At 65.6% G+C, this 24,767-nt stretch carries 20 protein-coding genes; 9 read left to right on the top strand and 11 right to left on the bottom strand.

All coding sequences use genetic code 11. The annotated features are described in order from the left end of the window. Positions 1 to 24 precede the first annotated feature (24 nt). The 4 genes from AADH62_RS08080 (at position 25) to AADH62_RS08065 (ending at position 5,243) form a co-directional block, all read left to right on the top strand. Positions 25 to 609, top strand: a complete 585-nt coding sequence (locus AADH62_RS08080) for a DUF3000 family protein (protein ID WP_341578991.1) — start codon at positions 25 to 27, stop codon at positions 607 to 609. After that, on the top strand, positions 602 to 1,804 hold the full coding sequence (locus tag AADH62_RS08075) for a ribonuclease D (RefSeq protein ID WP_341578990.1): 1,203 nt from the start codon (positions 602 to 604) through the stop codon (positions 1,802 to 1,804). Before AADH62_RS08080 ends, AADH62_RS08075 begins: the two co-directional genes overlap by 8 nt. 73 nt (positions 1,805 to 1,877) lie before the next feature. After that, the gene (locus AADH62_RS08070; RefSeq protein ID WP_292733649.1) at positions 1,878 to 3,083 is read left to right on the top strand and encodes a thiolase family protein; all 1,206 of its coding nucleotides are present in this window, start codon (positions 1,878 to 1,880) and stop codon (positions 3,081 to 3,083) included. Positions 3,084 to 3,095: 12 nt separating this feature from the next. After that, positions 3,096 to 5,243 carry a 3-hydroxyacyl-CoA dehydrogenase NAD-binding domain-containing protein gene (locus AADH62_RS08065; protein WP_341578989.1) on the top strand — a complete coding sequence of 716 codons (2,148 nt, stop codon included), beginning with the start codon at positions 3,096 to 3,098 and terminating at the stop codon, positions 5,241 to 5,243. A 67-nt stretch (positions 5,244 to 5,310) separates the two neighbouring features. Here the strand turns inward: AADH62_RS08065 and dxs are convergent, their stop codons facing one another. From dxs to dut, 5 genes are all read right to left on the bottom strand, one after another. Next, positions 5,311 to 7,257, bottom strand: coding sequence for a 1-deoxy-D-xylulose-5-phosphate synthase (gene dxs, locus AADH62_RS08060; protein ID WP_341578988.1), 1,947 nt, complete (start codon positions 7,255 to 7,257; stop codon positions 5,311 to 5,313). Positions 7,258 to 7,378: 121 nt separating this feature from the next. After that, on the bottom strand, positions 7,379 to 10,213 hold the full coding sequence (locus tag AADH62_RS08055) for an aconitate hydratase (RefSeq protein ID WP_341578987.1): 2,835 nt from the start codon (positions 10,211 to 10,213) through the stop codon (positions 7,379 to 7,381). A gap of 131 nt (positions 10,214 to 10,344) precedes the next feature. After that, positions 10,345 to 11,100: a DUF3159 domain-containing protein gene (locus tag AADH62_RS08050; RefSeq protein ID WP_425355657.1), complete on the bottom strand. Its 756-nt coding sequence runs from the start codon at positions 11,098 to 11,100 to the stop codon at positions 10,345 to 10,347. After that, the gene (locus AADH62_RS08045; RefSeq protein ID WP_341578986.1) at positions 11,097 to 11,726 is read right to left on the bottom strand and encodes a DUF3710 domain-containing protein; all 630 of its coding nucleotides are present in this window, start codon (positions 11,724 to 11,726) and stop codon (positions 11,097 to 11,099) included. Before AADH62_RS08045 ends, AADH62_RS08050 begins: the two co-directional genes overlap by 4 nt. Then, on the bottom strand, positions 11,723 to 12,196 hold the full coding sequence (gene dut, locus AADH62_RS08040) for a dUTP diphosphatase (protein WP_341578985.1): 474 nt from the start codon (positions 12,194 to 12,196) through the stop codon (positions 11,723 to 11,725). The genes AADH62_RS08045 and dut overlap by 4 nt, the downstream gene beginning before the upstream one ends. Positions 12,197 to 12,220: 24 nt before the next feature. Between dut and AADH62_RS08035 the strand changes: the two genes are divergently transcribed. Next, on the top strand, positions 12,221 to 12,691 hold the full coding sequence (locus AADH62_RS08035; RefSeq protein ID WP_341578984.1) for a DUF3093 family protein: 471 nt from the start codon (positions 12,221 to 12,223) through the stop codon (positions 12,689 to 12,691). Positions 12,692 to 12,718: 27 nt separating this feature from the next. Here the strand turns inward: AADH62_RS08035 and AADH62_RS08030 are convergent, their stop codons facing one another. Continuing rightward, positions 12,719 to 13,012, bottom strand: coding sequence for a DUF4193 domain-containing protein (locus tag AADH62_RS08030; protein ID WP_300594779.1), 294 nt, complete (start codon positions 13,010 to 13,012; stop codon positions 12,719 to 12,721). A gap of 210 nt (positions 13,013 to 13,222) precedes the next feature. On the opposite strand from AADH62_RS08030, the gene sepH reads away from it, so the two are divergent. After that, a complete protein-coding gene (gene sepH / locus AADH62_RS08025; protein ID WP_341578983.1) occupies positions 13,223 to 14,269 on the top strand; it encodes a septation protein SepH in 1,047 nt (348 codons plus the stop codon). 23 nt (positions 14,270 to 14,292) lie between these two features. Here sepH and AADH62_RS08020 read toward each other — a convergent pair whose 3' ends face one another. Beyond that, the gene (locus tag AADH62_RS08020) at positions 14,293 to 15,414 is read right to left on the bottom strand and encodes a nucleotide pyrophosphatase/phosphodiesterase family protein (protein ID WP_341578982.1); all 1,122 of its coding nucleotides are present in this window, start codon (positions 15,412 to 15,414) and stop codon (positions 14,293 to 14,295) included. 71 nt (positions 15,415 to 15,485) lie between these two features. On the opposite strand from AADH62_RS08020, the gene AADH62_RS08015 reads away from it, so the two are divergent. Further along, positions 15,486 to 17,945: a DNA topoisomerase IV subunit A gene (locus AADH62_RS08015; RefSeq protein ID WP_341578981.1), complete on the top strand. Its 2,460-nt coding sequence runs from the start codon at positions 15,486 to 15,488 to the stop codon at positions 17,943 to 17,945. 23 nt (positions 17,946 to 17,968) lie between these two features. Here the strand turns inward: AADH62_RS08015 and AADH62_RS08010 are convergent, their stop codons facing one another. Next, positions 17,969 to 20,041: a DNA topoisomerase IV subunit B gene (locus tag AADH62_RS08010; RefSeq protein WP_341578980.1), complete on the bottom strand. Its 2,073-nt coding sequence runs from the start codon at positions 20,039 to 20,041 to the stop codon at positions 17,969 to 17,971. 166 nt (positions 20,042 to 20,207) lie between these two features. On the opposite strand from AADH62_RS08010, the gene AADH62_RS08005 reads away from it, so the two are divergent. After that, positions 20,208 to 20,423, top strand: a complete 216-nt coding sequence (locus AADH62_RS08005; protein WP_425355656.1) for a DUF7455 domain-containing protein — start codon at positions 20,208 to 20,210, stop codon at positions 20,421 to 20,423. 32 nt (positions 20,424 to 20,455) lie between these two features. Beyond that, positions 20,456 to 21,472, top strand: coding sequence for a sugar-transfer associated ATP-grasp domain-containing protein (locus AADH62_RS08000; RefSeq protein WP_341578978.1), 1,017 nt, complete (start codon positions 20,456 to 20,458; stop codon positions 21,470 to 21,472). Positions 21,473 to 21,478: 6 nt separating this feature from the next. Here the strand turns inward: AADH62_RS08000 and AADH62_RS07995 are convergent, their stop codons facing one another. The 3 genes from AADH62_RS07995 to AADH62_RS07985 all read right to left on the bottom strand — a co-directional run bounded on the left by AADH62_RS07995 (position 21,479) and on the right by AADH62_RS07985 (position 24,692). Next, the gene (locus tag AADH62_RS07995; protein WP_341578977.1) at positions 21,479 to 22,177 is read right to left on the bottom strand and encodes a coenzyme F420-0:L-glutamate ligase; all 699 of its coding nucleotides are present in this window, start codon (positions 22,175 to 22,177) and stop codon (positions 21,479 to 21,481) included. After that, positions 22,174 to 23,556 carry an RNA polymerase sigma factor gene (locus AADH62_RS07990; RefSeq protein ID WP_341578976.1) on the bottom strand — a complete coding sequence of 461 codons (1,383 nt, stop codon included), beginning with the start codon at positions 23,554 to 23,556 and terminating at the stop codon, positions 22,174 to 22,176. The genes AADH62_RS07995 and AADH62_RS07990 overlap by 4 nt, the downstream gene beginning before the upstream one ends. 218 nt (positions 23,557 to 23,774) lie before the next feature. Beyond that, a complete protein-coding gene (locus AADH62_RS07985) occupies positions 23,775 to 24,692 on the bottom strand; it encodes a PAC2 family protein (protein WP_341578975.1) in 918 nt (305 codons plus the stop codon). Positions 24,693 to 24,767: the final 75 nt, after the last annotated feature.

Below are 24,767 nucleotides of genomic sequence, written 5' to 3'. Positions count from 1 at the left end.
GGGTCCTCACTCTAGTCTGTCGGGGTGACCGGAGACCTTCTGTCGGGGGTGGCGTTCGACGACGTGGCCGCGGTGATTCGCGAGGCCACCTTTCGTGACGACCTCACGGTCCGCGAGATTCCCGCACCCACCGGCCTTGCTCCTCACGCACTGGCCCTTGCTGCCGACGTGAGGCCCGAGGCATCCGGCATCGACTCAGCGTACGGAACGGGTCGCTTCATCCTGTTGCACGACCCGGACGAGCCCTCCCAGTGGAACGGAGCGTGGCGCATCGTGTGCTTTGCGCAGGCACCGCTCGAGCCCGAAATCGGCATGGATGCGCTGCTGGCGGATGTGACGTGGTCATGGCTCACCGACGCCCTCCGGGCTCACGCTGCGACGTACCACTCTCCCTCCGGAACCGCCACGAAAACCCTCTCCAAAGGATTCGGGAGTCTTGCCGACGAGGGTGACGGCGCTCAGATCGAACTTCGCGCGTCGTGGACACCGACCGCAAACCTCGACGCGCACGTCGAGGCGTGGGCAGAGCTCGTGTGCATGCTGGCGGGACTTCCGCCCGGGTCTGAGCAGATCGCAACCGTAACCTCCCGCAGGGTGAGCCGTGGCTGAATACACCGTGATCACGGATGCCGACGCCCTCCGTGCCGCGGCTGCGCACCTCGCAGCAGGAGAAGGCCCGGTAGCCGTCGACGTTGAGCGCGCCTCCGGGTTCCGCTACTCGCAACGCGCGTATCTCGTGCAGCTTTTCCGCCGCGGCGCCGGCGTGGTTTTGGTCGACCCGCCAGCGGTCGGCACGGACTTTTCGTCGCTGCAGCAGGCAATCGGTGACCTCGAGTGGGTCTTTCACGCCGCCAGTCAGGACCTGCCTTCCCTGCGCGAGTTGGGCCTCGAGCCTCCGACGATTTTCGACACCGAACTGGCGTCGCGACTTCTCGGACGAGAGCGTGTGGGCCTGGGTGCCGTCGTCGAAGAAACCCTCGGCGTCACCCTGGCAAAGGCACACTCGGCATCCGACTGGTCCACTCGTCCTCTTCCGCAGGCGTGGCTCGAGTACGCCGCGCTCGATGTCGAGTACCTGATCGATGTGCGCGACATCCTTGTCGAGCAGCTCGCGGATGCCGGCAAGACGGCGTTCGCGGCGCAGGAGTTCTCTGCGGTCCTCACCCGGGAGCCCAAACCGCCGCGGGAGGATCCCTGGCGCCGGCTCAGTGGTCTCCACACGGTGCGTGGACGCCGGGGGCTCGCGATCGCGCGGGCGCTGTGGCTCGCCCGTGAAGAACTAGCGATCACGCAGGATGTCTCGCCAGGGCGACTCGTGCCCGACCGTGCTCTGGTCGCGGCTATCCTGGCCGACCCGAAGACCAAGCAGCAGCTCGCGGCGGTCAAAGAGTTCACCGGCCGAGCCAGCCGCTCCGAGCTCGATCGGTGGTGGGCAGCATTCGAAGCAGGACGCGCCGACCCCGACCTGCCACCCGAACGGGTGCGAAACACCGACACGATCCCGCCGGTAAGGGCGTGGGCCGATCGCGCGCCCGAGGCTGACGCCCGTCTGAAGGCCGCCAAGCCGGCGATCGACGAACTCGCGCAGTCGCTGCACATGCCGGTCGAGAACCTCCTCACCCCGGAGCTGCTCCGACGCGTCGCCTGGGCTCCCCCGGCGTCGATCGACGCCGAGTCCATCGGCGCAGCGCTGTCGGAACTCGGTGCGCGACCCTGGCAAATTGAGCAGACTGCACAGGTGATCGCCGAAGCCTTTGTGGAATCCGGTCAACCCTCGCCGGAGGCCTCCGAGAGCGCTTCGTAGGTTCGACCCAACCGATTCCGCGCCGTTTTGACGCCTTCCTAGGCTGGCGTCATTCCCAATCCTTGGAGGCAGAGTGGCCGAAATATCGGACGTCTTCTTCGTCGACGGTATGCGCACCCCATTCGGGCGCGCGGGCGAGAAGGGCATGTACTGGAACACCCGGGCTGACGACCTGGCAGTCAAAGCGATCATCGGACTGATGGAACGCAATCCCGACGTTCCGAAAGACCGCATTGACGATGTTGCGATCGCCGCGACATCACAGACCGGCGATCAGGGACTGACGCTCGGCAGGTCTGCGGCGATCCTCGCCGGACTGCCGATGACCGTTCCTGGCTTCGCGATCGACCGCATGTGTGCCGGGGCGATGACGAGTGTCACCACGATGGCCGGCTCGATCGGTTTCGGCATGTATGACCTTGCGATCGCCGGCGGCGTTGAGCACATGGGCCGCCACCCGATCGGCTCCAACGCCGACCCCAACCCGCGCTTCGTCGCGGAGAAGATGGTCGATCCGGGCGCGCTGAACATGGGCGTCACCGCTGAGCGGTTGCATGACCGCTTCCCGCAGCTCACCAAGGAGCGCGCCGACCGCTTCGGCATGAGGAGTCAGCAGAAGGCGCAGGCAGCCTATGACGCCGGAAAGATCCAGCCTGATCTCGTCCCCGTCGCGATCAAGACTGCTGAGGGTGCCTGGGGGCTCGCGACGGAGGATGAGGGTCGCCGCCCGGAGACGACGATGGAAGGGCTCGCATCGCTGAAGACCCCGTTCCGCCCGCACGGGCGCGTTACCGCGGGCACGTCATCACCGCTCACAGACGGGGCCACGATGGGGCTCCTGGCCAGCGGCGACGCGGTCAAGCAGTTCGGGCTCGCCCCCAAGATGCGACTGGTGTCTTTCGCTTTCGCGGGAGTGCAGCCCGAAATCATGGGCATCGGGCCCATTCCTTCTACCGAGAAGGCGCTTCAGAAAGCCGGCCTGACGATCGATGACATCGGGCTGTTCGAACTCAACGAGGCCTTCGCCGTGCAGGTGCTGTCACTGCTCGATCACTTCGGCGTGGCGGATGACGACCCTCGCGTGAACCAGTGGGGTGGCGCCATTGCTCTGGGGCACCCGCTCGCGGCATCCGGCGTGCGGCTGATGATCCAACTTGCGGCACAGTTCGCCGAACGCCCCGACGTCCGGTACGGCTTGACCGCCATGTGCGTGGGTCTCGGGCAGGGCGGTTCGGTCGTTTGGGAAAACCCGCACTACAACGGCAAGAAGAAGAAGTAGGAGTTCGCCGCCATGACCAACTACGACGAGATCGACTTCTCGCCGCTGGATGACCTCACCGACGGCGAGGTCATCACGCACTCGCTGGTGACCGACGTGCGTCTGGCCTCCGGCAAGGTGCTGGCCCTTGTCACCCTCGACAACGGGCGTGATCACACGCGGCCCAACACGCTCGGACCGGCAACGCTCAAGGAGCTCGGGGAAACACTCGACGCTCTCGCCGCTCGCGCCGCGGCCGGCGAGATCGATGCTCTGGCCATCACGGGCAAGCAGTACATTCTTGCCGCCGGTGCCGACCTGAGCGACGTCTCTCGGGTTCCCTCGGCCGCTATCGCCAAACTGATCGCGCAGCGGGGCCATCAGGTCCTCGGCAAGCTCTCGAGCCTCGGCGTACCCAGCTTCGCTTTCGTGAACGGTCTCGCGCTCGGCGGCGGGCTCGAGATCGCGCTGAACTCCACGTATCGCACGGTGGATGCTTCGGCGGCCGCTATCGCGCTCCCCGAGGTGTTCCTCGGCATCATTCCCGGCTGGGGTGGAGCGTACCTGCTCCCCAACCTCATCGGTATCGAGAACGCGCTCGAAGTCGTCGTCTCCAACCCGCTGAAGCAGAACCGGGTACTCAAGCCCCAGCAGGCTTACGACCTCGGCATCATGGATGCCATCTTCCCGGCAGCGAATTACCTTGAGGATTCACTGCGCTGGGCCGATGGCGTCCTCACCGGCTCGGTCAAGGTCGAGCGCAAGAACGAGCCGGGCAAGATCGAGCGTCTGACCAAGTGGCCGATCGCGATCAAAATGGCTCGCGGGATGCTGGAGAGCCGCATCGGCACGGTCCCCCGCTCCCCCTACGTCGCGCTCGATCTTCTCGACAAGGCCAAGGGCGGCACGAAAGCAGAAGGCTTCGCTCGCGAGGATGAGGCACTGACCGATCTCATCACCGGCGATCAGTTCGCGGCATCCATGTACGCGTTCGACCTCGTACAGAAACGTGCCAAGCGACCCGTCGGCGCTCCCGACAAGGCGCTTGCCAAGAAGGTCCAGAAGGTCGGGATCATCGGTGCCGGCCTCATGGCCAGCCAGTTCGCGCTGCTGTTCGTGCGAAAGCTCCAGGTGCCGGTCCTGATCACCGACCTTGATCAGGCGCGCGTCGACAAGGGACTCGCCTACATCCACGAAGAGATCGGCAAGCTCGAGCAGAAGGGACGACTCGACGGGGATGGTGCGAATCGCCTTCGTGCGCTCATCCACGGCACCACCGACAAGAACGAGTACGCCGACTGCGACTTCGTGATCGAGGCGGTTTTCGAGGAGGTCGGGGTCAAGCAGCAGGTGTTCGGCGAGATCGAGAAGATCATCGCCGAAGACGCGATCCTCGCGACAAACACGTCGTCGCTGTCGGTCGAAGAGATCGGAGCGAAGCTCGAGCACCCGGAGCGGCTCGTGGGATTCCACTTCTTCAACCCGGTGGCGGTGATGCCGCTGATCGAAATCGTAAAGACCCCCACCACCGACGAGGCGGCGCTGTCGACTGCCTTCGTTGTGGCCAAGGGTCTGGGCAAGAACGCCGTCTTGACGGCCGATGCCCCGGGCTTCGTCGTCAATCGCCTTCTCGCGAAGGTCATGGGCGAGGCTGCTCGGGCCGTGTACGAGGGCACGCCGCTGCTCACGGTCGAGAAGGCCTTCGGCCCCCTTGGCCTGCCCATGACGCCGTTCCAGCTCATCGATCTTGTGGGCTGGAAGGTTGCCGCGCACGTGCAGGACACGATGGCTGCAGCGTTCCCGGAGCGCTTCTATGCGAACGAGAACCTCCACGAGCTGGCGGAACTGTCGCAGGTTGTCGAGAAGGACAAGAACGGCAAGGTCACCGGCTGGACGAAGGCCGCCGAGAAGATCCTCAAGCCTGCTGTGGGCGCTGCCCCGGCCAGCGAAGACGAGATCCTTCGCCGCGTGCAGGACGGGTTGGCGCAGGAGATCCGCATCATGCTCGATGAGGGTGTCGTGCCCGAGGTTGAAGACATCGATCTGTGCCTGATCCTCGGTGCCGGCTGGCCCTTCATCGACGGCGGCGCCTCGCCGTATCTCGATCGCGAAGGGGCGTCTCAGCGCGTCTTTGGGGGCACCTTCCACGAACCGCCCATCCGAGGAATCGCCGCCGTCTGATCAGACCGCACACGAGAGGGGGCCCGGCTGGATCAGCCGGGCCCCCTCTCTCGTTGGCATTGCCTCGTCAGTCGCGGCGTTCCGCGAACTCGGCGACGAAATCGGCGCTGTTCTCAGCGCGGCGTGCGATCGGAATCCTGGTGCCGAGGACCTGCGCGACGACATCTTGGGCGATCTTGCTGGCGACGAGCCCGGCATCCTCGAGGATCTGTTCGCGGGTCGCGTGAGCGACGAACTCGTCAGGAAGCCCGAGCTCGTCAACGGCAGTGTCGACGCCAGCCTCCCGCAGGACCTGGCGGACGCGGGTTCCGATCCCGCCCACGCGGATGCCGTCTTCGATCGTGATCACGAGGCGGTGTGCTGCGGCGAGGTCGATCACAGATGGCTGCACGGGGATCGCCCAGCGCGGGTCGATGACCGTCGCACCGATCCCTTGGGCGCGAAGACGAGTGGCCACGTCCATCGCGATGTGGGCCATGGGTCCGATGCCGATGAGCAGGACGTCTTCCGCTCCTCCGCGAGCCAACACGTCGACCCCGTCCTCGAGGCGCTCCACAGCGGGCAGATCGGGAAGCACGGATCCCTTGGGGAACCGCACAACCGTCGGTGCGTCCGAGACAGCAACCGCTTCGCGGAATTCTTCGCGAAGTCGCTCCGCGTCCCGCGGTGCCGCAATCCGGATGTTGGGCACGAGCTGCAACATGGCGAGGTCCCACACACCGTGGTGGCTGGGGCCGTCTGGCCCGGTCACCCCCGCGCGGTCGAGGACGAAGGTGACCCCGGCGCGGTGCAGTGCGACATCCATCATGACCTGATCGAACGCGCGGTTCATGAAGGTCGCGTAGACGGCGACGACAGGATGCAGGCCCCCGAAGGCCAGACCCGCCGCTGAAGCCACGGCGTGCTGCTCAGCGATGCCAACGTCATAAACCCGTTGCGGAAAGCGCTCCGCAAAGGGCTGCAAGCCGGTGGGGCGCAGCATCGCAGCGGTGATGGCGATGACGTCTTCACGCTCGGACCCCACCTCAACGAGTTCCTGGGCGAACACGTCAGTCCACGCCGATGCACCGGAACCGCCGACGGGCTCACCCGAGATAGGGTCGATCTTGCCGACAGCGTGGAACTGGTCGGCAACGTCGCGGAGCGCCGGTTCATACCCGCGCCCCTTCTCGGTTATCGCGTGCACGATGACCGGTGCCCCGTGCTCCTTTGCGAGCTCGAGTGTCTCGATCAGCATCGGAAGGTCATGCCCGTCGATCGGACCGAGGTACTTGATGTCGAGGTTCGAGTACAACGCCTCGTTGTTCGTGAACCGAGAAAGGAAACCCCGGGTTCCGCCCCGGACGCCTCGGTAGAAGGCGCGAGCCGCGGGCCCGAGCCGGCTGGAGATCCGGTCGGACCGCTTGCGCAGCGTCTCGTAGCTGGATGCCGTACGCACGCGATTGAGGTACCGCGCCATGCCGCCGATCGTCGGGGCATATGAGCGTCCGTTGTCATTGACGACGATGACGAGATTGCGGTCGTTGTCGTCGGAGATGTTGTTGAGCGCTTCCCACGTCATGCCGCCGGTCAGCGAGCCGTCACCGACAACGGCAACGACATGGCGGTCATGGCGCCCCGTGCGGGCGAACGCGCGTGAGATTCCGTCGGCCCAGCTGAGGGAGCTGGACGCGTGCGATGACTCGACGACGTCGTGCTCACTCTCTGAGCGCTGCGGGTAGCCGGCAAGGCCGCCACGGCTGCGCAACTGTGAGAAGTCCTGGCGGCCCGTGAGGAGCTTGTGGACGTATGACTGGTGCCCGGTGTCGAAGATGATCGGGTCATCCGGCGAAGAGAACACCCGATGTAGCGCGATGGTCAGTTCGACCACGCCGAGGTTCGGCCCTAAGTGGCCTCCTGTGCGAGCGACGTTCTCGACCAGAAACGCGCGCACCTCGTCCGCAAGTTCGCAGAGCTGATCCGTCGTGAGAGCGTCCAGATCCCGTGGCGAGCGGATCGTGGCAAGCAAAGCCATCTCACTCCTCCCGTCGGGTGGCATCCCAGCCGCAATGCCATCTCGCAAGTCTATCGATGAGCCGAGGGGCGGGATCGAGCACTCCCGTGTCTCGACCCCGCCCCTCGGCTGCGTTCGACTCTCAGACGAGCGAGCGCAGCACGTACTGCAGGATGCCGCCGTTGCGGTAGTAGTCAGCCTCACCGGGTGTGTCAATGCGAACAATCGCGTCGAACTCGACAGTCTGCTTGCCCTCCGGTGAGAACTCGCTCGGCTCAGCGGTCACGCGCACCGTCTTCGGGGTCACGCCCGCGTTGAGCTGCTCGAGGCCGGTGATGCTGATGATCTCGGTGCCGTCCAGGCCGAGCGACTTCCAGCTTTCTCCGGCGGGGAACTGCAGCGGCACGACTCCCATCCCGATGAGGTTCGAGCGGTGAATACGCTCGAAGCTCTCAGTGATGACGGCCTTCACGCCCAGCAGGTTCGTTCCCTTGGCAGCCCAGTCGCGCGACGAGCCCGAGCCGTACTCCTTGCCGCCGAACACGACAAGCGGAATCTCCTGCTCCTGGTAGTTCATGCTCGCGTCGTAGATGTACGACTGCGGGCCGCCCTCCTGCGTGAAGTCCCGGGTGTAACCGCCCTCGACGATCTGACCGTCGTTGACCGCTGCGACTAGTTCGTTCTTCAGTCGGATGTTGGCGAACGTTCCGCGGATCATGACTTCGTGGTTGCCACGGCGTGAACCGTAGGAGTTGAAGTCCTTCTGCGCGACCCCGTGCTCGGCGAGGTACTGAGCGGCGGGGGTGCCGGCCTTGATGTTCCCCGCGGGGCTGATGTGGTCGGTCGTCACCGAGTCGCCGAGGGTTGCCAGCACGCGAGCACCGCGGATGTCGCTCACCGGGGTGAGTTCCATCGTCATGCCGTCGAAGTACGGAGCCTTGCGGACGTAGGTGGAGTTCTCGTCCCACTCGAACTGCGCAGCATCCGGGGTGGGGAGGCTGCGCCAGCGCTCGTCACCGTCGAAGACCGTCGCGTATTGCTTGATGAACTGCTCGCGTGAGATCGACGAGTCGATGACTTCCTGCACCTCGTCGGTCGAGGGCCAGATGTCCTTCAGGAAGACGTCGTTCCCGTCCTGATCCTTGCCAAGGGGGTCGGTCTCAAAATCGAAGTTCATGGAACCGGCGAGGGCATAGGCCACGACGAGGGGCGGCGAGGCCAGGTAGTTCATCTTGACGTCGGGGCTGATGCGCCCCTCGAAGTTCCTGTTGCCCGAGAGCACGGCGGTCACCGCGAGGTCGTTGTCGTTGATTGCCGCCGAGACTTCGTCGATGAGCGGACCGGAGTTACCGATGCAGATCGTGCAGCCGTAGCCGACCGTGTAGAAGCCGAGCCCCTCGAGCGCCTTGTCGAGGCCCGATGACTCGTAGTAGTCAGTGACGACCTTCGATCCGGGGCCCAGTGTCGTCTTGACCCACGGCTTGCGCTTGAGACCCTTGTCGACGGCCTTCTTCGCCAGCAGGCCCGCAGCGAGCATCACCGACGGGTTCGAGGTGTTGGTGCACGAAGTGATCGCGGCGAGCGTGACAGCGCCGTTGTCGAGCAGGTAGCTCTGGCCCTCAGGGGTCGTCACCTTCACGGGCTTGGATGCCGCTGCAGGACCACCCGAGGAGATGAGGACGTCGTGGGCGTGACCGTCCTCGTCACCGGGCTCCCCGCCCGGATCGGATGCCGGGAAGGAGCCCTGCGACTCGAGGTCGACGATGGAGTCAGACGAGGTCGGCGCCGCGTAGTTCAGGATGTCCTTCTCGAACTGGGACTTGGCCTCGGAAAGCAGAATGCGATCCTGCGGGCGCTTCGGTCCGGCGATCGAGGGAACGACGGTACCGAGGTCGAGCTCCATGTACTCGCTGAAGACGAGCTCACGCGCCGGGTCGTGCCACATCGCCTGGAGCTTCGCGTACGCCTCGACGAGCGCAACCGTCTGCTCGTCACGGCCGGTCAGGCGCAGGTAGTCGAGAGTCACATCGTCGATCGGGAACATGGCGGCAGTCGAGCCGAACTCGGGGCTCATGTTGCCGATCGTCGCGCGGTTGGCAAGCGGCACTGACGCAACGCCCTCGCCGTAGAACTCGACAAACTTGCCGACCACGCCGTGCTTGCGGAGCATGTCGGTAATCGTGAGCACGACGTCGGTCGCGGTCACACCGGCAGGAATGGAACCGGTGAGCTTGAAGCCCACGACCCGCGGAATGAGCATGGAGACCGGCTGGCCGAGCATGGCGGCCTCGGCCTCGATGCCACCGACTCCCCAGCCGAGCACGCCAAGACCGTTGACCATGGTGGTGTGTGAGTCGGTGCCGACACAGGTGTCAGGGTATGCGCGGAGCACGCCGCCGACCTCGCGGTCGTAAACGACCTTCGCAAGGTGCTCGATGTTCACCTGGTGGACGATGCCGGTGCCGGGGGGCACGACCTTGAAGTCGTCGAAGGCTGTCTGGCCCCACCGCAGGAACTGGTAACGCTCGCCGTTGCGCTCGTACTCGATCTCGACGTTGCGCTCGAGTGCGTTCGGCGTGCCGAACAGATCCGCGATGACCGAGTGGTCGATCACCATCTCGGCGGGCGAGAGCGGGTTGATCTTGGCGGGGTCGCCACCGAGGGCGGTCACTGCCTCTCGCATCGTGGCGAGATCGACGATGCAGGGAACACCGGTGAAGTCCTGCATCACCACGCGAGCCGGGGTGAACTGGATCTCGGTGTCGGGCTCGGCATCCGGATTCCAGGAGCCGAGCGCCTGGATCTGCTCCTTCGTGACGTTCGCGCCGTCTTCGGTGCGAAGCAGGTTCTCGAGGAGGACCTTCAAGCTGAAGGGAAGCTTCTCGTACCCGGCGACGGAGTCGATCCGGAAGATTTCGTAGTCGGTCTCCCCGACTGTCAGTGTGCTCTTGGCACCGAAGCTGTCAACGGTGGACATGTGTGCTCCTTCGTCGGCGGAGGCGGGAAGCCGGTCGCTCCCCATCTTGTTCTTCAGCATCAGACCCTGCCAGCAAGGCGAGCCTTACTGGCTCTGACGCGGAAAGTATCTTGACGTCAAGATAAATGCTATCACTCGGTCTGGCGTGGATACAGCGCTCTGACCACCAGCCACGTCACGGCGATGAGCGGGGCGAACAGCGGGATCCCCATCAGCAGTTTGGTCGTTCCGAGCGCGGTCACGTCTCCCGCAAAGTAGAGCGGGAGTTGAACGATCAGGCGCGCAGCAAAGAGGGCTGCCCACGCGATCGACAGCCAGAAGAAGACCCGGCGCTTGCGCGGATCACGGCGCCACGCCGTCCCTTCGCCCATCAGGAACCCGACGGCCAGTCCGATCAACGACCATCCCACCAAGGCTGAGACGAGGAACGCTGATCCGTAGATGGCGTTCGTGACGAAGCCGAGCACGAAGTTGTCTTCAGCTCTCCCGGTCCACAGCGCGAGCGCGGCTGCGGCTGCAGCGGCTATCAAGCCACCGAGCGCCGCGTTGACCGAGGATCGGGCGAGCAAACGCACCACCGTGAAGACGAGCGCGAGCCCCACCGACACGCACAACGCCAGCACGAGTTCACTCGTGAGCGTGTAAAGGACGAGGAAGGCAAGGCTCGGGAGGACCGATTCGAGGATGCCGCGCCACCCGCCGATCGCAGCCCAGACGGCGCGACCGGTGGTGACGTCTTGCGCGGGGTCGAGGCCCGCGCGACGCGCAGCTTCACCGAGAGCGGCGCTCACGGCATCCGAGACCCGGGGTTGCTCTCCACTCACCGGCGGAGCGGCTGACTCCTCGGGCTGGGCAGCATCATCGGCACCCGAGAGCGGCGTGCTCACGTGGTACCCGGGGCGGCGGGCATTCGAAGCGGGATCAGGTCGCGGGGCGGCATCGGGGTCGTTCCGCGCACCACGACGATCGAGCGGAACAGATCCTCGACCTGCGCTGCAGCGTCCACATCGGTAGCTGCGGCGCCGCCGACCACGCCACGGAGGAACCACCGCGGTCCGTCCACGCCGATGAAGCGAGCGATGCGCTTTCCTGCCGACGGATCGGTGCCCGCGACAACGGGAACCTCGGCCAGGAGCTCCGGGCCGAGCGGGCCCTGACGCTCCTCGACGCGACCGCCCTGCTGGCGGATCTGCGCGCGGATCTGGTCTCGCGTCTCATTCCACAACCCGGTCGATCGCGGCGCAGCGAAGGCCTGCACCTGCAGCGTGGACCCGGCGTAATCAAGACCGACAGCCACGATGCGCTTGGTCTGCTCCTCGACCTCGAGGCGAAGATTCAAGCCTTCGCGCGGGAGGATCTTGATCGCACCAAGGTCGATATACGGACGAACGGCCCGTGCTTCGGCCTCATCGAAGGGGCCCGACTGCTCGCGGTCTGCGGGAGCGGACTTGGCGTCCTTCTCAGGTCCGTCAGCCGAGGTGTCCGGTGAACCGTCGTCGATCTGCTCCGTCATCGTGCTGCGCTCCGTCCCATACCGTCAACGCTACCCCCGACGTAACCGGTCGATCCGAACCCACCATCGCCGCGCACGCTGTCAGGCAGCTCGTCGACGGGCAGGAACCGGGCGATGGTCACCGGCATGATGATCACCTGAGCGATTCGGTCACCCACCGCGATCTCGTACGGTTCACGCGCATCGGTGTTGAGAAGACACACCTTGATCTCGCCGCGGTACCCGGCATCCACAGTGCCCGGCGAGTTCACAACCGTGATGCCGTGCTTAGCGGCAAGCCCGCTTCGAGGAACCACAAAGGCCGCGTATCCGTCCGGGAGGGCGATGCGAACACCGGTGCCCACGAGCGCGCGTTCGCCCGGTTCGAGACGCACCGCCTCAGCGGCGACCAGATCCGCGCCGGCGTCGCCCGGATGGCTATACGTCGGCGGGTGTGCGGCGATAATGGGGATATCCACGGATGGGGTCACGCAACGAGGGTAGTGCAGAACACGATGGCGACGACGAGAGTCCAGACCGCGGCCGACTATCGAGAACGGCTGGGGCCGTCACTGTGGGTGATCGTGTCTGCAGCGGTGCTCGCCCCCATGGCGGCGCTGGTCTTGGCGCCAATCGACACGACTGTCGCGCTGGCAGTGGGAGCAGCGATCGGTGTTGCCGCGATTGCGCTGCTGGTGTGGATGAGCCCGGTTGTGCGGGTCACCGACGATCGCGTCTTCGCAGGCCGAGCCTGGATCGACGCTCGCTACCTCGGCGAACCCGTCGCCCTCACAGCGGAAGATGCACGCTTCGCCCGGGGGCCAGGCCTCGATGCGACCGCGTGGCACGTCATCCGAGGGGGAATCGACGGCGTCGTGGTGGTGCCTGTGGTCGACCCGGATGACCCGGCACGAGCCTGGGTCATCTCGAGCCGGACACCAGACAGACTTGCTGCGGCGATTCGACGCGCTCAAGCCGTGGTGTAGGCGGCTCGGAGGCCATACGGCCGGCGATCAGGCCGCGCACTCCTTGCAGATGATGCCGCCGGCTTCCTCGTGATCCACCTGCGAACGGTGCTTCACCAGGAAGCAGCTTGCGCACGTGAATTCGTCCTGCTGGGGCGGCAGAACCACAACGTCGAGCTCGAGGTCTGAGAGGTCGGCCCCCGGCAACTCGAAGCCGGACGGGTTGTCCGAATCGTCGACGTCGACCGAACCCGACATCTTGTCGGGGACCCGCTCCTTGAGCGCCTCGATGGACTCGCTGTCGTCGTCGCTCTTGCGCGGTGCGTCGTAGTCGGTGGCCATTCTCTACTTCCGTTGCGTGATGCTGTGGTGCGGTGCTGCGGGGCCGCTATGGGCGGCGATAGTTTGCACGACGGATCGGGATTTAGCAAATGCTCACTCCGTGTGCCGACGTCGACGAAACGAGCGGCACGCGACGGATATTCCCTGTGGCAGCGGTTCGGTGTGTCAGCATGGGGCCGACACGCCGCAGAGGCACGGGAGGAGCGTGGGATGGAACAGCTCAAAGTCATCGCGACGGAAGACGATCAGCTGATCCTCGCAACGGAGTCGGGCGACAGATTCACGCTCGCCCTCGATGATGCACTGGCGTTCGAAGTCCGGCGAGCCCGTCGGGCCCGCGAATCGGACACGACGGCTGCCAGGCCAAGCCCGCGTGAGATCCAGACGCAGATCCGTGCGGGCCTGAGCGCAGAGGAAGTCGCCGAGCTTCTGGGGGCTCGGGTCGAGGATGTGCGGCGGTATGAAGGTCCCGTCCTCGCCGAGCGCGAGCACGTTCTCAGCCAGGCGCTGGCAGTCCCCGTGCTCGTGTCTGCCGAACTTGAACCCGACGGTGAATCCACGTTCGGCGCAGCGGTGCGCGCGAGACTCGCCGAGGCGGGTGCCACCGCGGAACGGTGGACCAGCTGGAAGGACGCAACGGGCTGGGTCATCAAGCTCGAGTTCCGCACCGGCGACGTCGATCGCGACGCCCGTTGGGGGTTTGACCCGCGGCGCACGACCCTGTCGCCGCTGAACACAGATGCGACGCAGCTGTCGAGGCAGGGCGCCCTGCCCGATGGGCTGATCCCTCGACTCCGCGCACTCGATCCCTCTCCGTCGAAGGATGACTCGCGATTCGACTCCGGCGCTTTTGGCCCACGACGAGACGATGACCAGGCGCGCGACGCGGAGAGACCTACAGAGCGCACCCCGGAGCGGGCGAGCGCTGCGGTTCGCGAGGCTGCTACCAAGCGCGCCGCCGATCCCGTCGTGACAACGTCCCCCGAGACAGCGGATCTGCTCGAAGCGCTGCGTCGGCGCCGCGGTCAGCGAGAATCCGCTCCGGACCCCAGCACAGATGAGGCAGAACGTGCACCCGTTGCCCTGTTCGATGCCCTCGAGCCCGGTTACGACGAGACCACCGCTCCCCCGCCGGCCGCCGCTGAAGAGGATCCCACCGAGCTCGAGGCGACGCAACTGACGTCATCCCGTCGGCGCGGTCGGGCGGCCCTCCCCACCTGGGACGAGATCGTCTTCGGTGCCCGCTCCGACGAGTAGCCCCCGGCACGCTGCGATGACGGTCAGGCGGCGTATGCGCCAGCTCGAAGCAGCGGAACGACGGACTCCTCGAGCGTGAGCGATCCGTGTTGCCCGACCATTCGCTGGGGTGAACGATCGTCCAGCCGGTTGTCGTAGTAGGCGACCCGTGCTCTGGCCGCGACAAGAACATCCCCGATCCGTTGGACCATGTCTGGGCTCACCGTCCCGAACACCCCGACGGCGATCGCTTCGTCACGGGTCATGACCCAGGCGCGCTCGGCGTCGGATGCCCGCCAGACACCGGCTATCGCATCGGCTGTCTCCGGCTGCGCATACAGATGCAGCATGCGCGGTTCGCCGGCGATGTCGGCGACGCCCTCCAGCCGTGGGTCTGCGTCATCCAGGAGCACGTGACGACTCGCGGGTACATCGATCATGCCGTGATCGGCGGTGATGAGCAGGCCTGCCTGGGGTGCCGCTTGGGCCAGGTCGCGAAGCGCGGCATCCACGCGTTCGAGACCGTCGGTCCATGCACCCGACTCCCAGCCGACCCGGTGACCGATGGCGTCGAGTTCTGGTACGTACAGGTAGGTGAAACTTCCCGGATGCTGCGCCGCGATCGCACCGGCGCGGGCGATTCGGTCATCGAGATCCGTGACCCCGATGAACTCGGCACCGTCCGTGGTCGAGCGGGTAAAGCCCGTGGTGGCAAACTCCGGCTTCGAGACCACGAAGACCGGCGCCTGCCGAGCCTGCGCGCGAGTAAGCGGCGCCTCTTGCTGCCAGGTGTCCGGCAGATCGCCGTCTTCCCAGCCATGGAGCAGATTTGCCACGCGGCCCGTCTCGGGGACGCGAACCCGATACCCGAGCATCCCGTTCTGTCCGGGGGGCGTCGCCGTGAGAAGGCTCGTGAGTGCGCTGGCGGTCGTCGAAGGGAATGTCGTGCGGGCGACGTCGCGCACGCCGCTGATGCTCGCGAGAAAGCGCGCGTGTCCGGCGCGCGCCCGGAGTTGTGCGGCGCCTACGCCGTCCAACATGACCAGGACGGCGCTACGAACGGGACGCAGCCAGGTGCCCTCCCCGCGCAGCGAACGAAACATCTCCGGCACGACGTCGGTGAGGCTCCGGGTTCTCGGCGAGTGCGCAGGTAGTGTGATCGGCATCCACGCAAGTCTCCCACGCGCCTTCTTCCCGCAGGGCGAGGTGCGTCAGTTCCAGCGTCCGAGGTTTTGTCATGCCGTCATCCCGTCCCCCCCAGCCCGCTGAGGTCGCCGAGCGGATCGAGGATGTCGACGTCGCAGCAGAGATGCAGGGCTCGTTCCTTGAGTACGCGTATTCGGTGATCTACTCGCGGGCACTCCCCGACGCCCGCGATGGTCTGAAGCCGGTGCAGCGTCGCATCCTCTTCCAAATGGCAGACATGGGTCTGCGGCCCGACCGCGGTCATGTGAAAAGTTCGCGTGTCGTGGGCGAGGTCATGGGAAAGCTTCACCCCCATGGCGATGCAGCGATCTACGACGCCCTGGTACGTCTCGCCCAACCCTTCTCGCTGCGTGTTCCGCTAGTGGACGGGCACGGCAACTTCGGGTCGTTGGATGACGGACCTGCAGCTCCCCGATACACCGAGGCACGCCTTGCAGCCCCGGCACTCGCGCTGACCGAGAACCTGGATGAGGACGTCGTCGACTTCATCCCGAACTACGACGGACAGTTCCAGCAGCCGGCTGTTCTCCCCGCAGCCTTTCCGAACCTGCTCGTCAATGGCGCGTCGGGCATCGCGGTGGGCATGGCCACGAACATGGCGCCGCACAACCTCATCGAGGTGGTAGCGGCAGCCATCCACCTGCTGGAGAACCCCGAGGCCACCGTGGAAGAGCTCATGGAGTTCGTTCCCGGACCCGACTTCCCCTCGGGAGGCATCATCGTCGGACTCGACGGGGTGAAGGACGCCTATGCGAAGGGCCGCGGCTCGGTCCGAACCCGCGCAAAGGTGTCGATCGAGTCGCTCGGCCCCCGACGAACCGGCCTGGTGGTGACCGAGCTCCCCTACCTGGTCGGTCCCGAGCGCGTGATCGAGAAGATCAAGGATGCGGTCACGTCCAAGAAATTGCAGGGCATCGCCGACGTCACCGACCTCACCGATCGGCACCGCGGCCTGCAGCTGGTCATCGGCATCAAGACCGGATTCGATCCGAATGCGGTCCTCGAGCAGCTTTACCGGCTGACGCCGCTGGAGGACTCTTTCGGCATCAACAACGTCGCGCTCGTCGAGGGTCAGCCGCAGACGCTCGGCCTTAAGGAGATGCTCGAGGTCTACGTCGGGCACCGCATCGAGGTCGTGACGCGGCGCAGCCGGCATCGCCTCGGCAAGCGGCGTGAGCGGTTGCACCTGGTCGAGGGCCTGCTGATCGCGATCGTCGACATCGACGAGGTCATCCAGGTGATCCGCACCTCGGATGACGGCGAGCAGGCCCGCACCCGACTCATGGAGGTCTTCGATCTCTCACAGCCGCAGGCGGAGTACATCCTCGAGCTGCGACTGCGCAGGCTCACCCGTTTTTCCCGCCTCGAGCTGGAGCAGGAACGCGACGCTTTGAAGGCCGAGATCGCCGAGCTGGAGGCGCTCCTCGCCAGCGACCAGCTGATCCGTGCACAGGTCGCTACCGAGTTGGACGCCGCAGCGGAGGCGTTCGGTACGCCGCGGCGCACGCTTCTGCTCAACGGAGGCCCCGTTGCCTCTCGCTCGTCGTCGAAGACGCCCGTCGATCTCCAAATCGCCGACACCCCGTGCCGCGTGTTCCTCTCGGCGACAGGCCGCATGGTTCGGGCCGACCTGGATCCAGCGGCGACAGGTGGCGGGATCGTTTCTCCCACACGCCGGTCGAAGCATGACGCGATCCGCAGCGCCGCCGACGCGACAACGCGAGGTCACCTCGGAGCCCTGACGACCCGCGGACGCCTCGTGCGCTTCACACCCGTTGACCTCCCTTCTGTTCCCGGCAACGCCGTGCAGCTCGCTGCGGGGACCCGTGCCGATCAGTACCTCGGCCTATCCGGCGGTGAACATGTCGTCGCTATCGTTCCGCTCGACGGTGCGATCCCACTCGCGCTCGGTACCGCGCAGGGTGTCGTCAAGCGCGTACTGCCGAGCGAAATCGCCGCTCGTGACGAGGTCGAGATCATCTCGCTGAAGCCCGGGGACGCTGTTGTCGGCGGGGCGCTGGCCGCCGATGGCGCCGAGCTTCTCTTCATCACCGACGATGCGCAGCTGCTGCGGTTCGAGGCGGGCGCCGTGCGTGCGCAGGGCCGTGCAGCGGGCGGTATGGCTGGCATCCGACTCGGCTCGGGCGCGTCAGTCATCGGGTTCGCCGTGATTCCGGCGGCGGATGCTGCCGGGGCTGTCGTGGTGACGGCCGCGGGGAGCGCAGGCGCGCTGGCCGGGGCGGACGTGAGTTCAGGCAAGGTGTCGCCCTTGGGCGAGTTCCCCGCGAAGGGCCGTGCCACCGGCGGCGTGCGCGCCCACCGCCTGCTCAAGGGCGAAGACCGCCTGGTTCTTGCCTGGGCGGGGTCGGATCCGCGCGCAGTCGCGCAGGATGGGGCAGCGCGCGCGCTGCCGCCCGCAGGCGCGAAGCGCGATGCATCCGGGGTGTCGCTCGAAGCGGGGGTCGCGGCGATCGGTACCGTCGTCCGCTGAACACGTTTGCCGGCGGGCGTCGCTCAGGCGTCGATGCGCTCGCGGGCGAGCCGATCTGACGACTCGATCAGGAACTCGCGCCGCGGGGCGACGTCGTTACCCATGAGCAGTTCGAAGACGGATGCCGCACTCTCGGCATCCTGAACCCGCACGCGACGCAGGGTTCGACCAGCGCGATCCATCGTGGTCGTCGCCAGCTGCTCGGCATCCATCTCGCCGAGGCCCTTGTAGCGCTGAATCGGCTCCTGCCACGTGCGGCCGGCCTTGGTCAGCTTGTTCAGCAGACCGTGGAGCTCCGCCTCACTGTACGTGTACAACGTCTCGTTGGGCTTGGACCCCGGATGCTTCACGACCACGCGATGAAGCGGAGGCACAGCGGCGAACACGCGTCCCTCTTCGATCAGCGGACGCATGTAGCGGAAGAAGAGCGTGAGGAGGAGCGTGCGGATGTGAGCGCCGTCGACGTCGGCGTCGCTCATCAAGATCACCTTGCCGTAGCGGGCGGTGCTGATATCGAACGAACGCCCCGACCCGGCACCGATGACCTGGATGATCGACGCGCACTCCGCGTTCGAGAGCATGTCGCTGATCGACGCCTTCTGGACGTTGAGGATCTTTCCGCGAATCGGCAGCAGCGCCTGATACTCGCTATTACGCGCGAGCTTGGCGGTGCCCAGGGCCGAATCACCCTCGACGATGAACAGCTCGGAGTCGGCCACGTCGTTGGAGCGGCAGTCCACGAGCTTGGCCGGGAGCGACGAGGACTCGAGAGCGTTCTTGCGTCGCTGCGTTTCTTTGTGGGCGCGCGCCGAGATTCGAGCCTTCATTTCGGCGACGACCTTGTCGAGCAGCAGCGAGGTCTGGGCCTTGTCATCGCGTTTGGATGAGGAGAATCGCGCAGCCAGTTCCCGGGCCACCACGGTCGAGACGATCTGGCGTACCGCGGGCGTACCGAGCACTTCCTTCGTCTGACCCTCAAACTGCGGCTCGGGAAGTCGAACGGTGAGCACGACAGTGAGGCCCGCCATGATGTCGTCCTTGTCGAGCTTGTCGTTGCCGACCTTCAGCCGGCGCGCATTCTGCTCAACCTGAGCCCGAATGACCTTCATGAGGCCCGCTTCGAAGCCCTGCTGGTGCGTGCCGCCCTTGGGCGTTGCGATGATATTCACGAAAGAGCGCAACGTCGTCTCGTAGCCGGTACCCCAGCGCACAGCGACGTCGACCTCACACGATCGCTCGAGCTCGGTCGGCACCATGGCCCCGGATGCCTGCAGCACGGGGACGGTCTCGGTGAACGTCCCCGTACCCTGCAGCCGCCAGGTGTCGGTAACCGCCGCGTCGGGGGCGAGAAAGTCCGCGAACTCCGAGATCCCGCCATCGAAGCGGTACTCCGTCGTCAGCGGCGCCTCGGGGTCACGTTGGTCAGTGATCGTGATCGACAGGCCGGGCACGAGGAACGCCGTCTGCCGTGCCCGTTGCTGCAGGTCCTCGAGGGAGAACGTCGCGTCACGAGTGAAGATCTGCCGATCGGCCCAGTATCGAATGCGCGTGCCGGTCACACCCTTCGCCGCCTTGCCCACGACACGAAGGGTTGAGCTCTTCTCGAAGGGGGTGAAGGCCGAGTCCGGAGTGGGGCCAGCGAACTCTCCCGGCTCACCCCGGTGGAACGACATCGCCCACGTCTTGCCGCCCCGGTCGACCTCGACATCCAGGCGTTCCGAAAGCGCGTTGACCACTGACGCTCCTACACCGTGGAGCCCGCCCGACGCGCTGTACGAACCGGATCCGAACTTTCCACCGGCGTGCAGCTTCGTGAAGACAACCTCGACGCCCGATAGCCCGGTTCGGGGTTCGATGTCGACCGGGATGCCGCGGGCTCGGTCGCGCACTTCGACGCTGCCGTCGGCGTACAGCACGATCTCGATCGTCGAACCGTGCCCGGCAAGCGCCTCATCGACCGAGTTGTCGATGATCTCCCAGAGGCAGTGCATCAGGCCGCGCGAGTCGGTCGACCCGATGTACATTCCCGGTCGCTTGCGAACCGCCTCGAGGCCTTCAAGTACCTGAAGATGGTGGGCGGAGTACTCGGAGGTCACAGTCGTTCAGATTACGTGGCGTCGTGGAGATCCCTGCGGAGCCACGCGGCACAGGCGGTCGCCGTACGCGCTCAGCGAAATGTGACCCAATAGCGGCATACCCGAAACATCCCCGTGGTTGTATGTCATGACACCGCCAGGAGTGACGCACCGAGGAGGCATGACCATGGCTACCCTTTCCCCCGCAGAGATCGACGTCATCGATAGCCGTCTTACCGCCGCCGACCGTTGCGACTCGTGCGGCGCACAGGCCTACATTGCCGCCGAAGTCAACGGCAGCGAACTGCTCTTCTGCGCCCACCACGGACGCCGCTACGAAGAGAAGCTGCGCGAGATCGCCACGAGCTGGCACGACGAGACGCACCGACTGAGCGCTGAGTGAGTTCAGCACAACTCTCACCCCGTACTCCCTGAATGGCCTCGCTCGATCCGCGGACGCGGATGCGCTATCGCGGCGCGCGAGCACGCCGCATCGACGTCGGATCGCTGTGGCAACGAGCCCGCGAGACCTCGCGAGAGCACGATCGCTGGGCTCCTGCCGTGCTTGCCGACATGCTCTGGTCGGCTGGCGTGCGTCAGGTGGGATTCCAGGATTACGTCGACTACGACTTCGCGATTCTGAGCCGCGCTGAGCGCGCCACATACATGACGCATCCCGTTTCGAACGAGCTGTCACAGCGCTACGACGACCCGCGTTACCGAGCCCAGTTTCACAACAAGATCGCTTTCAACCGCACGTTTGCACCCTTCCTCCACCGCGAATGGATGACGATCACGGCTGATAACGCCCACGAGTTGCGCGATTTCGTCGAGAGCCACGGCACCGTCATCGTCAAAGAGCCGGTCGGGCAAGCAGGATCCGGCGTCCACCGTTATCGCGCTGACGCGGTCACCGACTGGGAGGCGTTCCACACCGGTCTGCTCGAGCGCGGGGAACTCCTCGCTGAAGAGGTGATCACACAGCATCCTGATCTCGCTGCCTTCTGCCCGGGAACGGTCAATACGACGCGGGTCACGACATTCTTCGACGGCGAGCGAACACACATCCTCGCCATGGCCCAGAAGTTCGGCCGCGGCGAAGTGAGCGACCAGATGAGCTTCGGCGGCTTCTATTCGATGCTCGATGACGAGGGCCGGGCCGTGGGCGCGGGATACGACTCGCACGGCAACGTGCACGAGTCTCATCCCGACACCGGGCGCCGCATCTGCGAGTTCACCCTGCCGATGCTCGACGAGGTCATTGCCTTCATCGATGACGTGGCCCGTGTCGTTCCGACAGTGCGCTATGTAGGGTGGGACGTCGTCGTGACCCCCACCGGCCCTGTCCTCGTGGAGGGGAACTGGGCTGCAGGGGTCTACGAGAACAAGCCCAGCGTGACCGGCATCCGTACCGGCCACAAGCCCCGGTACCGCGCAGCTATCGGCTTCTGAGCAGCGCTAGACCGCACGCACGATGCCGAGCGGCGTTGACTGGTGACCCTGGCCGAGCGGGTTGTCGCGAAGGACGGCGAGAAGCGTCTTCTCGTCATTTTTCGAGAGCGTCGACCCGAGAATGTTCCCACCGAGATCGTTGATGTCGACCACCGCAACCTCGACGCCCGGGGCCAGCAACGTCTTGAGGTGCTGAGCTACCTCCCGGGGACGCTCCGGCCCCAGCACGACGGCACTGTTGTAGGGCGGGATGGTCCCACTGGTCGGCCCGTCGATCGCTCGGGCGCGGTCGCCGGCGATCCGGTAGAAGTCGCCTGAGCGACCGAAGGCCTTCGTCACGGCCGAGACCGCCGCAGCGAAGAGGATGCGCGGCGTGCCGCACTCGCGCAGTGCCATCTCCATGGTCTCGGGCATCCCGAGGCCGATCCCGTACGGAGTACGCGTCACGTACCGCGACAGAAACAGCGCCAGCTTCCGCGGCTGAATTTCCGACACCGCGTACGAGCGACCCTGCGTAATCGCGACGATCTTCTCGGTGACAAAGAGCGTGTCGCCGGCGACGGCGTGCTCGAGGGCGTACTCGCGGATGATGTCATCCAGGTCATCACCGGGCATCACAACGCGCGTGCGGATCGGGATCCGCCGGTAGCTCGCGCCGTCGATCTCGACGTCGAGCGACTTCCCCTCGTTGGCGACGCCGGTCATTCCAGATAGTCCCGCAGCGACTGCGACCGCGACGGGTGGCGAAGCTTGGCCATCGTCTTCGACTCGATCTGGCGGATCCGCTCACGGGTCACACCGAACGTGTCGCCGATCTGGTCGAGCGTCTTGGGCTGACCATCACCGAGTCCGAAACGCATGCGGATGACGCCGGCTTCCCGCTCGGACAGCGAGTCGAGCAGAGACTCGAGCTGACGCTGCAGCATCGTGAACCCAACAGCGTCAGCCGGAACGACAGCCTCGGTGTCTTCGATGAGGTCACCGAACTCGCTGTCGCCATCCTCACCGAGCGGCGTGTGCAGCGAGATCGGCTCGCGGCCATACTTCTGGACCTCGATGACCTTCTCGGGCGTCATGTCCAGTTCGCGGCTGAGCTCTTCGGGTGTGGGTTCGCGACCAAGATCCTGCAGCATCTGACGCTGCACGCGGGCGAGCTTGTTGATGACCTCGACCATGTGCACCGGGATACGGATGGTGCGGGCCTGATCTGCCATCGCGCGGGTGATCGCCTGGCGAATCCACCACGTCGCGTAGGTCGAGAACTTGAAGCCCTTCGTGTAGTCGAACTTCTCGACGGCACGGATGAGGCCGAGGTTCCCCTCCTGGATGAGGTCGAGGAACTGCATCCCGCGACCCGTGTAGCGCTTCGCAAGCGAGACCACCAGGCGCAGGTTAGCTCCGAGCAGGTGGCTCTTGGCGCGCTGACCGTCGCGGGCTATCCACTGCAGGTCCAGGCCAAGCTGGCTGGACTTCTCTGCCGGCGTCATGTTCGACAGCTTCTCTTCGGCGAACAGACCCGCCTCGATCCGCATAGCGAGCTCAACCTCTTCGGCCGCGTTCAGCAGCGGAACCTTACCGATCTGCTTCAGGTAATCCTTGACCGGGTCGGCTGTCGCGCCGGTGATCTGCGTCGAGTAAACCGGGACGTCATCCTCGTCGCTCGAGGTGATGACGATGGCGCCACTGGGGAGCGGCTCGGTGAAGACGGGCTTACCGGGCTGATCGTCATCGTCAGCATCAGCGTCGTCGTCGTCAGACGCGTCCTTCGCGGCCGGCGAGTCGGTTGCGTCATCCGATGACTCCGAGTCAGACGACTCGTCGTCAGCTCCCTCGTCGTCGCCGTCCACATCAGCCTCGTCGAGTTCTTCGTCCTCGTCGATGTCGTCGGCGTCGTCATCCGCGTTCTTCGTGGATGACTTCTTCGCACTGGCCTTTGCGCCCGCCGCGCCACTACGCTTCTTGGCTGCGGGACGCTTGCTGGCAGCAGTCGTGGCGACCTCGTCGTCGCTCTCGATCTCAGCCGCCTGCGCGTCCGCGTCAGCCTTCTTGGCGCGCGTACGGGTGGGTGTCGTGCTTGCGGTCACGTTTCGCCTCTCAGCGCACGGCGATCTGATTGCCGCGCTGTTGGTTTCGGACGCTAGTAAGACCCTTGTCAAGTCCCGAAGCGTCTAACGGCCACGGGCGACAATGGGTCGAACCACCATTCTCTCATACTCCGTCAGCGAATCCTGGCCCACTCCCCCGACCGTCCGCTAACGGATATAAGCCACAACGATTGGGCCGTGCTGCGTATTCCCCGCGCTCAAGCCTTGTCATCGTCGCCGGCGGGGCGGGTGGCCAGATACCGCTCCAGCTCGGCGGCAATCTCGTCCGCGGTCGGCAGGTCACCGGTGTGGATGATCGGCGTGGCGTTCGTCGCTCCCGCCATGTACGCGTCGTAGCGCTCTTCGAGGGTCTCGATCATCCGCTGCAGTTCGTCGCTGCCACCAACCTGCTCCTGCACCTTCTCGAGGTACTCGCGGTTCTCTTCGCGCAGTTCATCACCAGCGAAGACCAATCCCGTGGCGACTGTGACACTGTCGAGCGCGGCGAGAGCCGCTGCAGGATATTGCGTATCGGCGAGGTAGTGCGGCACCAGCAGCACGAAGCCCGCAACATCCGCCGCGGTCTCGGCAAAGCGGTACTCGAGGAGATGACCGACAGTCGCGGGAACCTGTGTCTCTGGCTGCCATACCGAATGCGCAGCCGTGAGCTCGGTCCGGGTCCCGCTCACTGTCGTTCCCAGCGGACGTGTGTGAGGAACGGGCATCGGAATGGCGTGTACCCACGTCACGCTCGCCACGTCAAGTTCAGCGGCCAGCTCGAGGACCGCAGCTGTGAACGAGTCCCAGGCAAAATCCGGCTCGTACCCCGTGAGCGTGATGAACGGCTGCCCCAAGGCGTCGTGAACGAGCGAAAGCTCCAACCGGGGAGGCCGATAGTCAGTGAGGTGGTCGTGCTCGAAAGAGATGACCGGGCGACGCGCGCGGTAGTCGAGAAGAATGTCGTTCTCGAAAACCGCAATGGGCGTCGGCTCCAGATCCTCTCTCACGTAGGTGACGACCCGACTCACGGCGGATCCGGCGTCGGTGAAACCGGTGAGCGCGATCACGAGCGGCAGACCCGCGGGCACCGGCGGGGCGCTGGCGACGCGGTGATAAACGGGTACCGACAAGGTCATGTCTCCATGCTAGGCGCGTGGTCGCAGTGGCCGCCCCGACGCGTGCCGCTCAGAGCGAACATGCCCCGACCTAGG

Source organism: Microbacterium schleiferi (assembly GCF_038150145.1).
GTDB lineage: Bacteria > Actinomycetota > Actinomycetes > Actinomycetales > Microbacteriaceae > Microbacterium > Microbacterium schleiferi_B.
This window is presented reverse-complemented; position numbering and strand designations above follow the sequence as displayed.

Bases quoted from the DNA above. Each gene is read 5' to 3' on its own strand.
- AADH62_RS08055 (WP_341578987.1), bottom strand. From the start codon at position 10,213: ATGTCCACCGTTGACAGCTTCGGTGCCAAGAGCACACTGACAGTCGGG.
- dxs (WP_341578988.1), bottom strand. From the start codon at position 7,257: ATGGCTTTGCTTGCCACGATCCGCTCGCCACGGGATCTGGACGCTCTC.
- AADH62_RS08005 (WP_425355656.1), top strand. From the start codon at position 20,208: ATGGCTACCCTTTCCCCCGCAGAGATCGACGTCATCGATAGCCGTCTT.
- AADH62_RS08045 (WP_341578986.1), bottom strand. From the start codon at position 11,726: ATGACGGAGCAGATCGACGACGGTTCACCGGACACCTCGGCTGACGGA.
- AADH62_RS08000 (WP_341578978.1), top strand. From the start codon at position 20,456: ATGGCCTCGCTCGATCCGCGGACGCGGATGCGCTATCGCGGCGCGCGA.
- AADH62_RS07995 (WP_341578977.1), bottom strand. From the start codon at position 22,177: ATGACCGGCGTCGCCAACGAGGGGAAGTCGCTCGACGTCGAGATCGAC.
- AADH62_RS08030 (WP_300594779.1), bottom strand. From the start codon at position 13,012: ATGGCCACCGACTACGACGCACCGCGCAAGAGCGACGACGACAGCGAG.
- AADH62_RS07985 (WP_341578975.1), bottom strand. From the start codon at position 24,692: ATGACCTTGTCGGTACCCGTTTATCACCGCGTCGCCAGCGCCCCGCCG.
- AADH62_RS08020 (WP_341578982.1), bottom strand. From the start codon at position 15,414: ATGCCGATCACACTACCTGCGCACTCGCCGAGAACCCGGAGCCTCACC.
- AADH62_RS08065 (WP_341578989.1), top strand. From the start codon at position 3,096: ATGACCAACTACGACGAGATCGACTTCTCGCCGCTGGATGACCTCACC.
- AADH62_RS08015 (WP_341578981.1), top strand. From the start codon at position 15,486: ATGCCGTCATCCCGTCCCCCCCAGCCCGCTGAGGTCGCCGAGCGGATC.
- sepH (WP_341578983.1), top strand. From the start codon at position 13,223: ATGGAACAGCTCAAAGTCATCGCGACGGAAGACGATCAGCTGATCCTC.
- AADH62_RS08035 (WP_341578984.1), top strand. From the start codon at position 12,221: ATGGCGACGACGAGAGTCCAGACCGCGGCCGACTATCGAGAACGGCTG.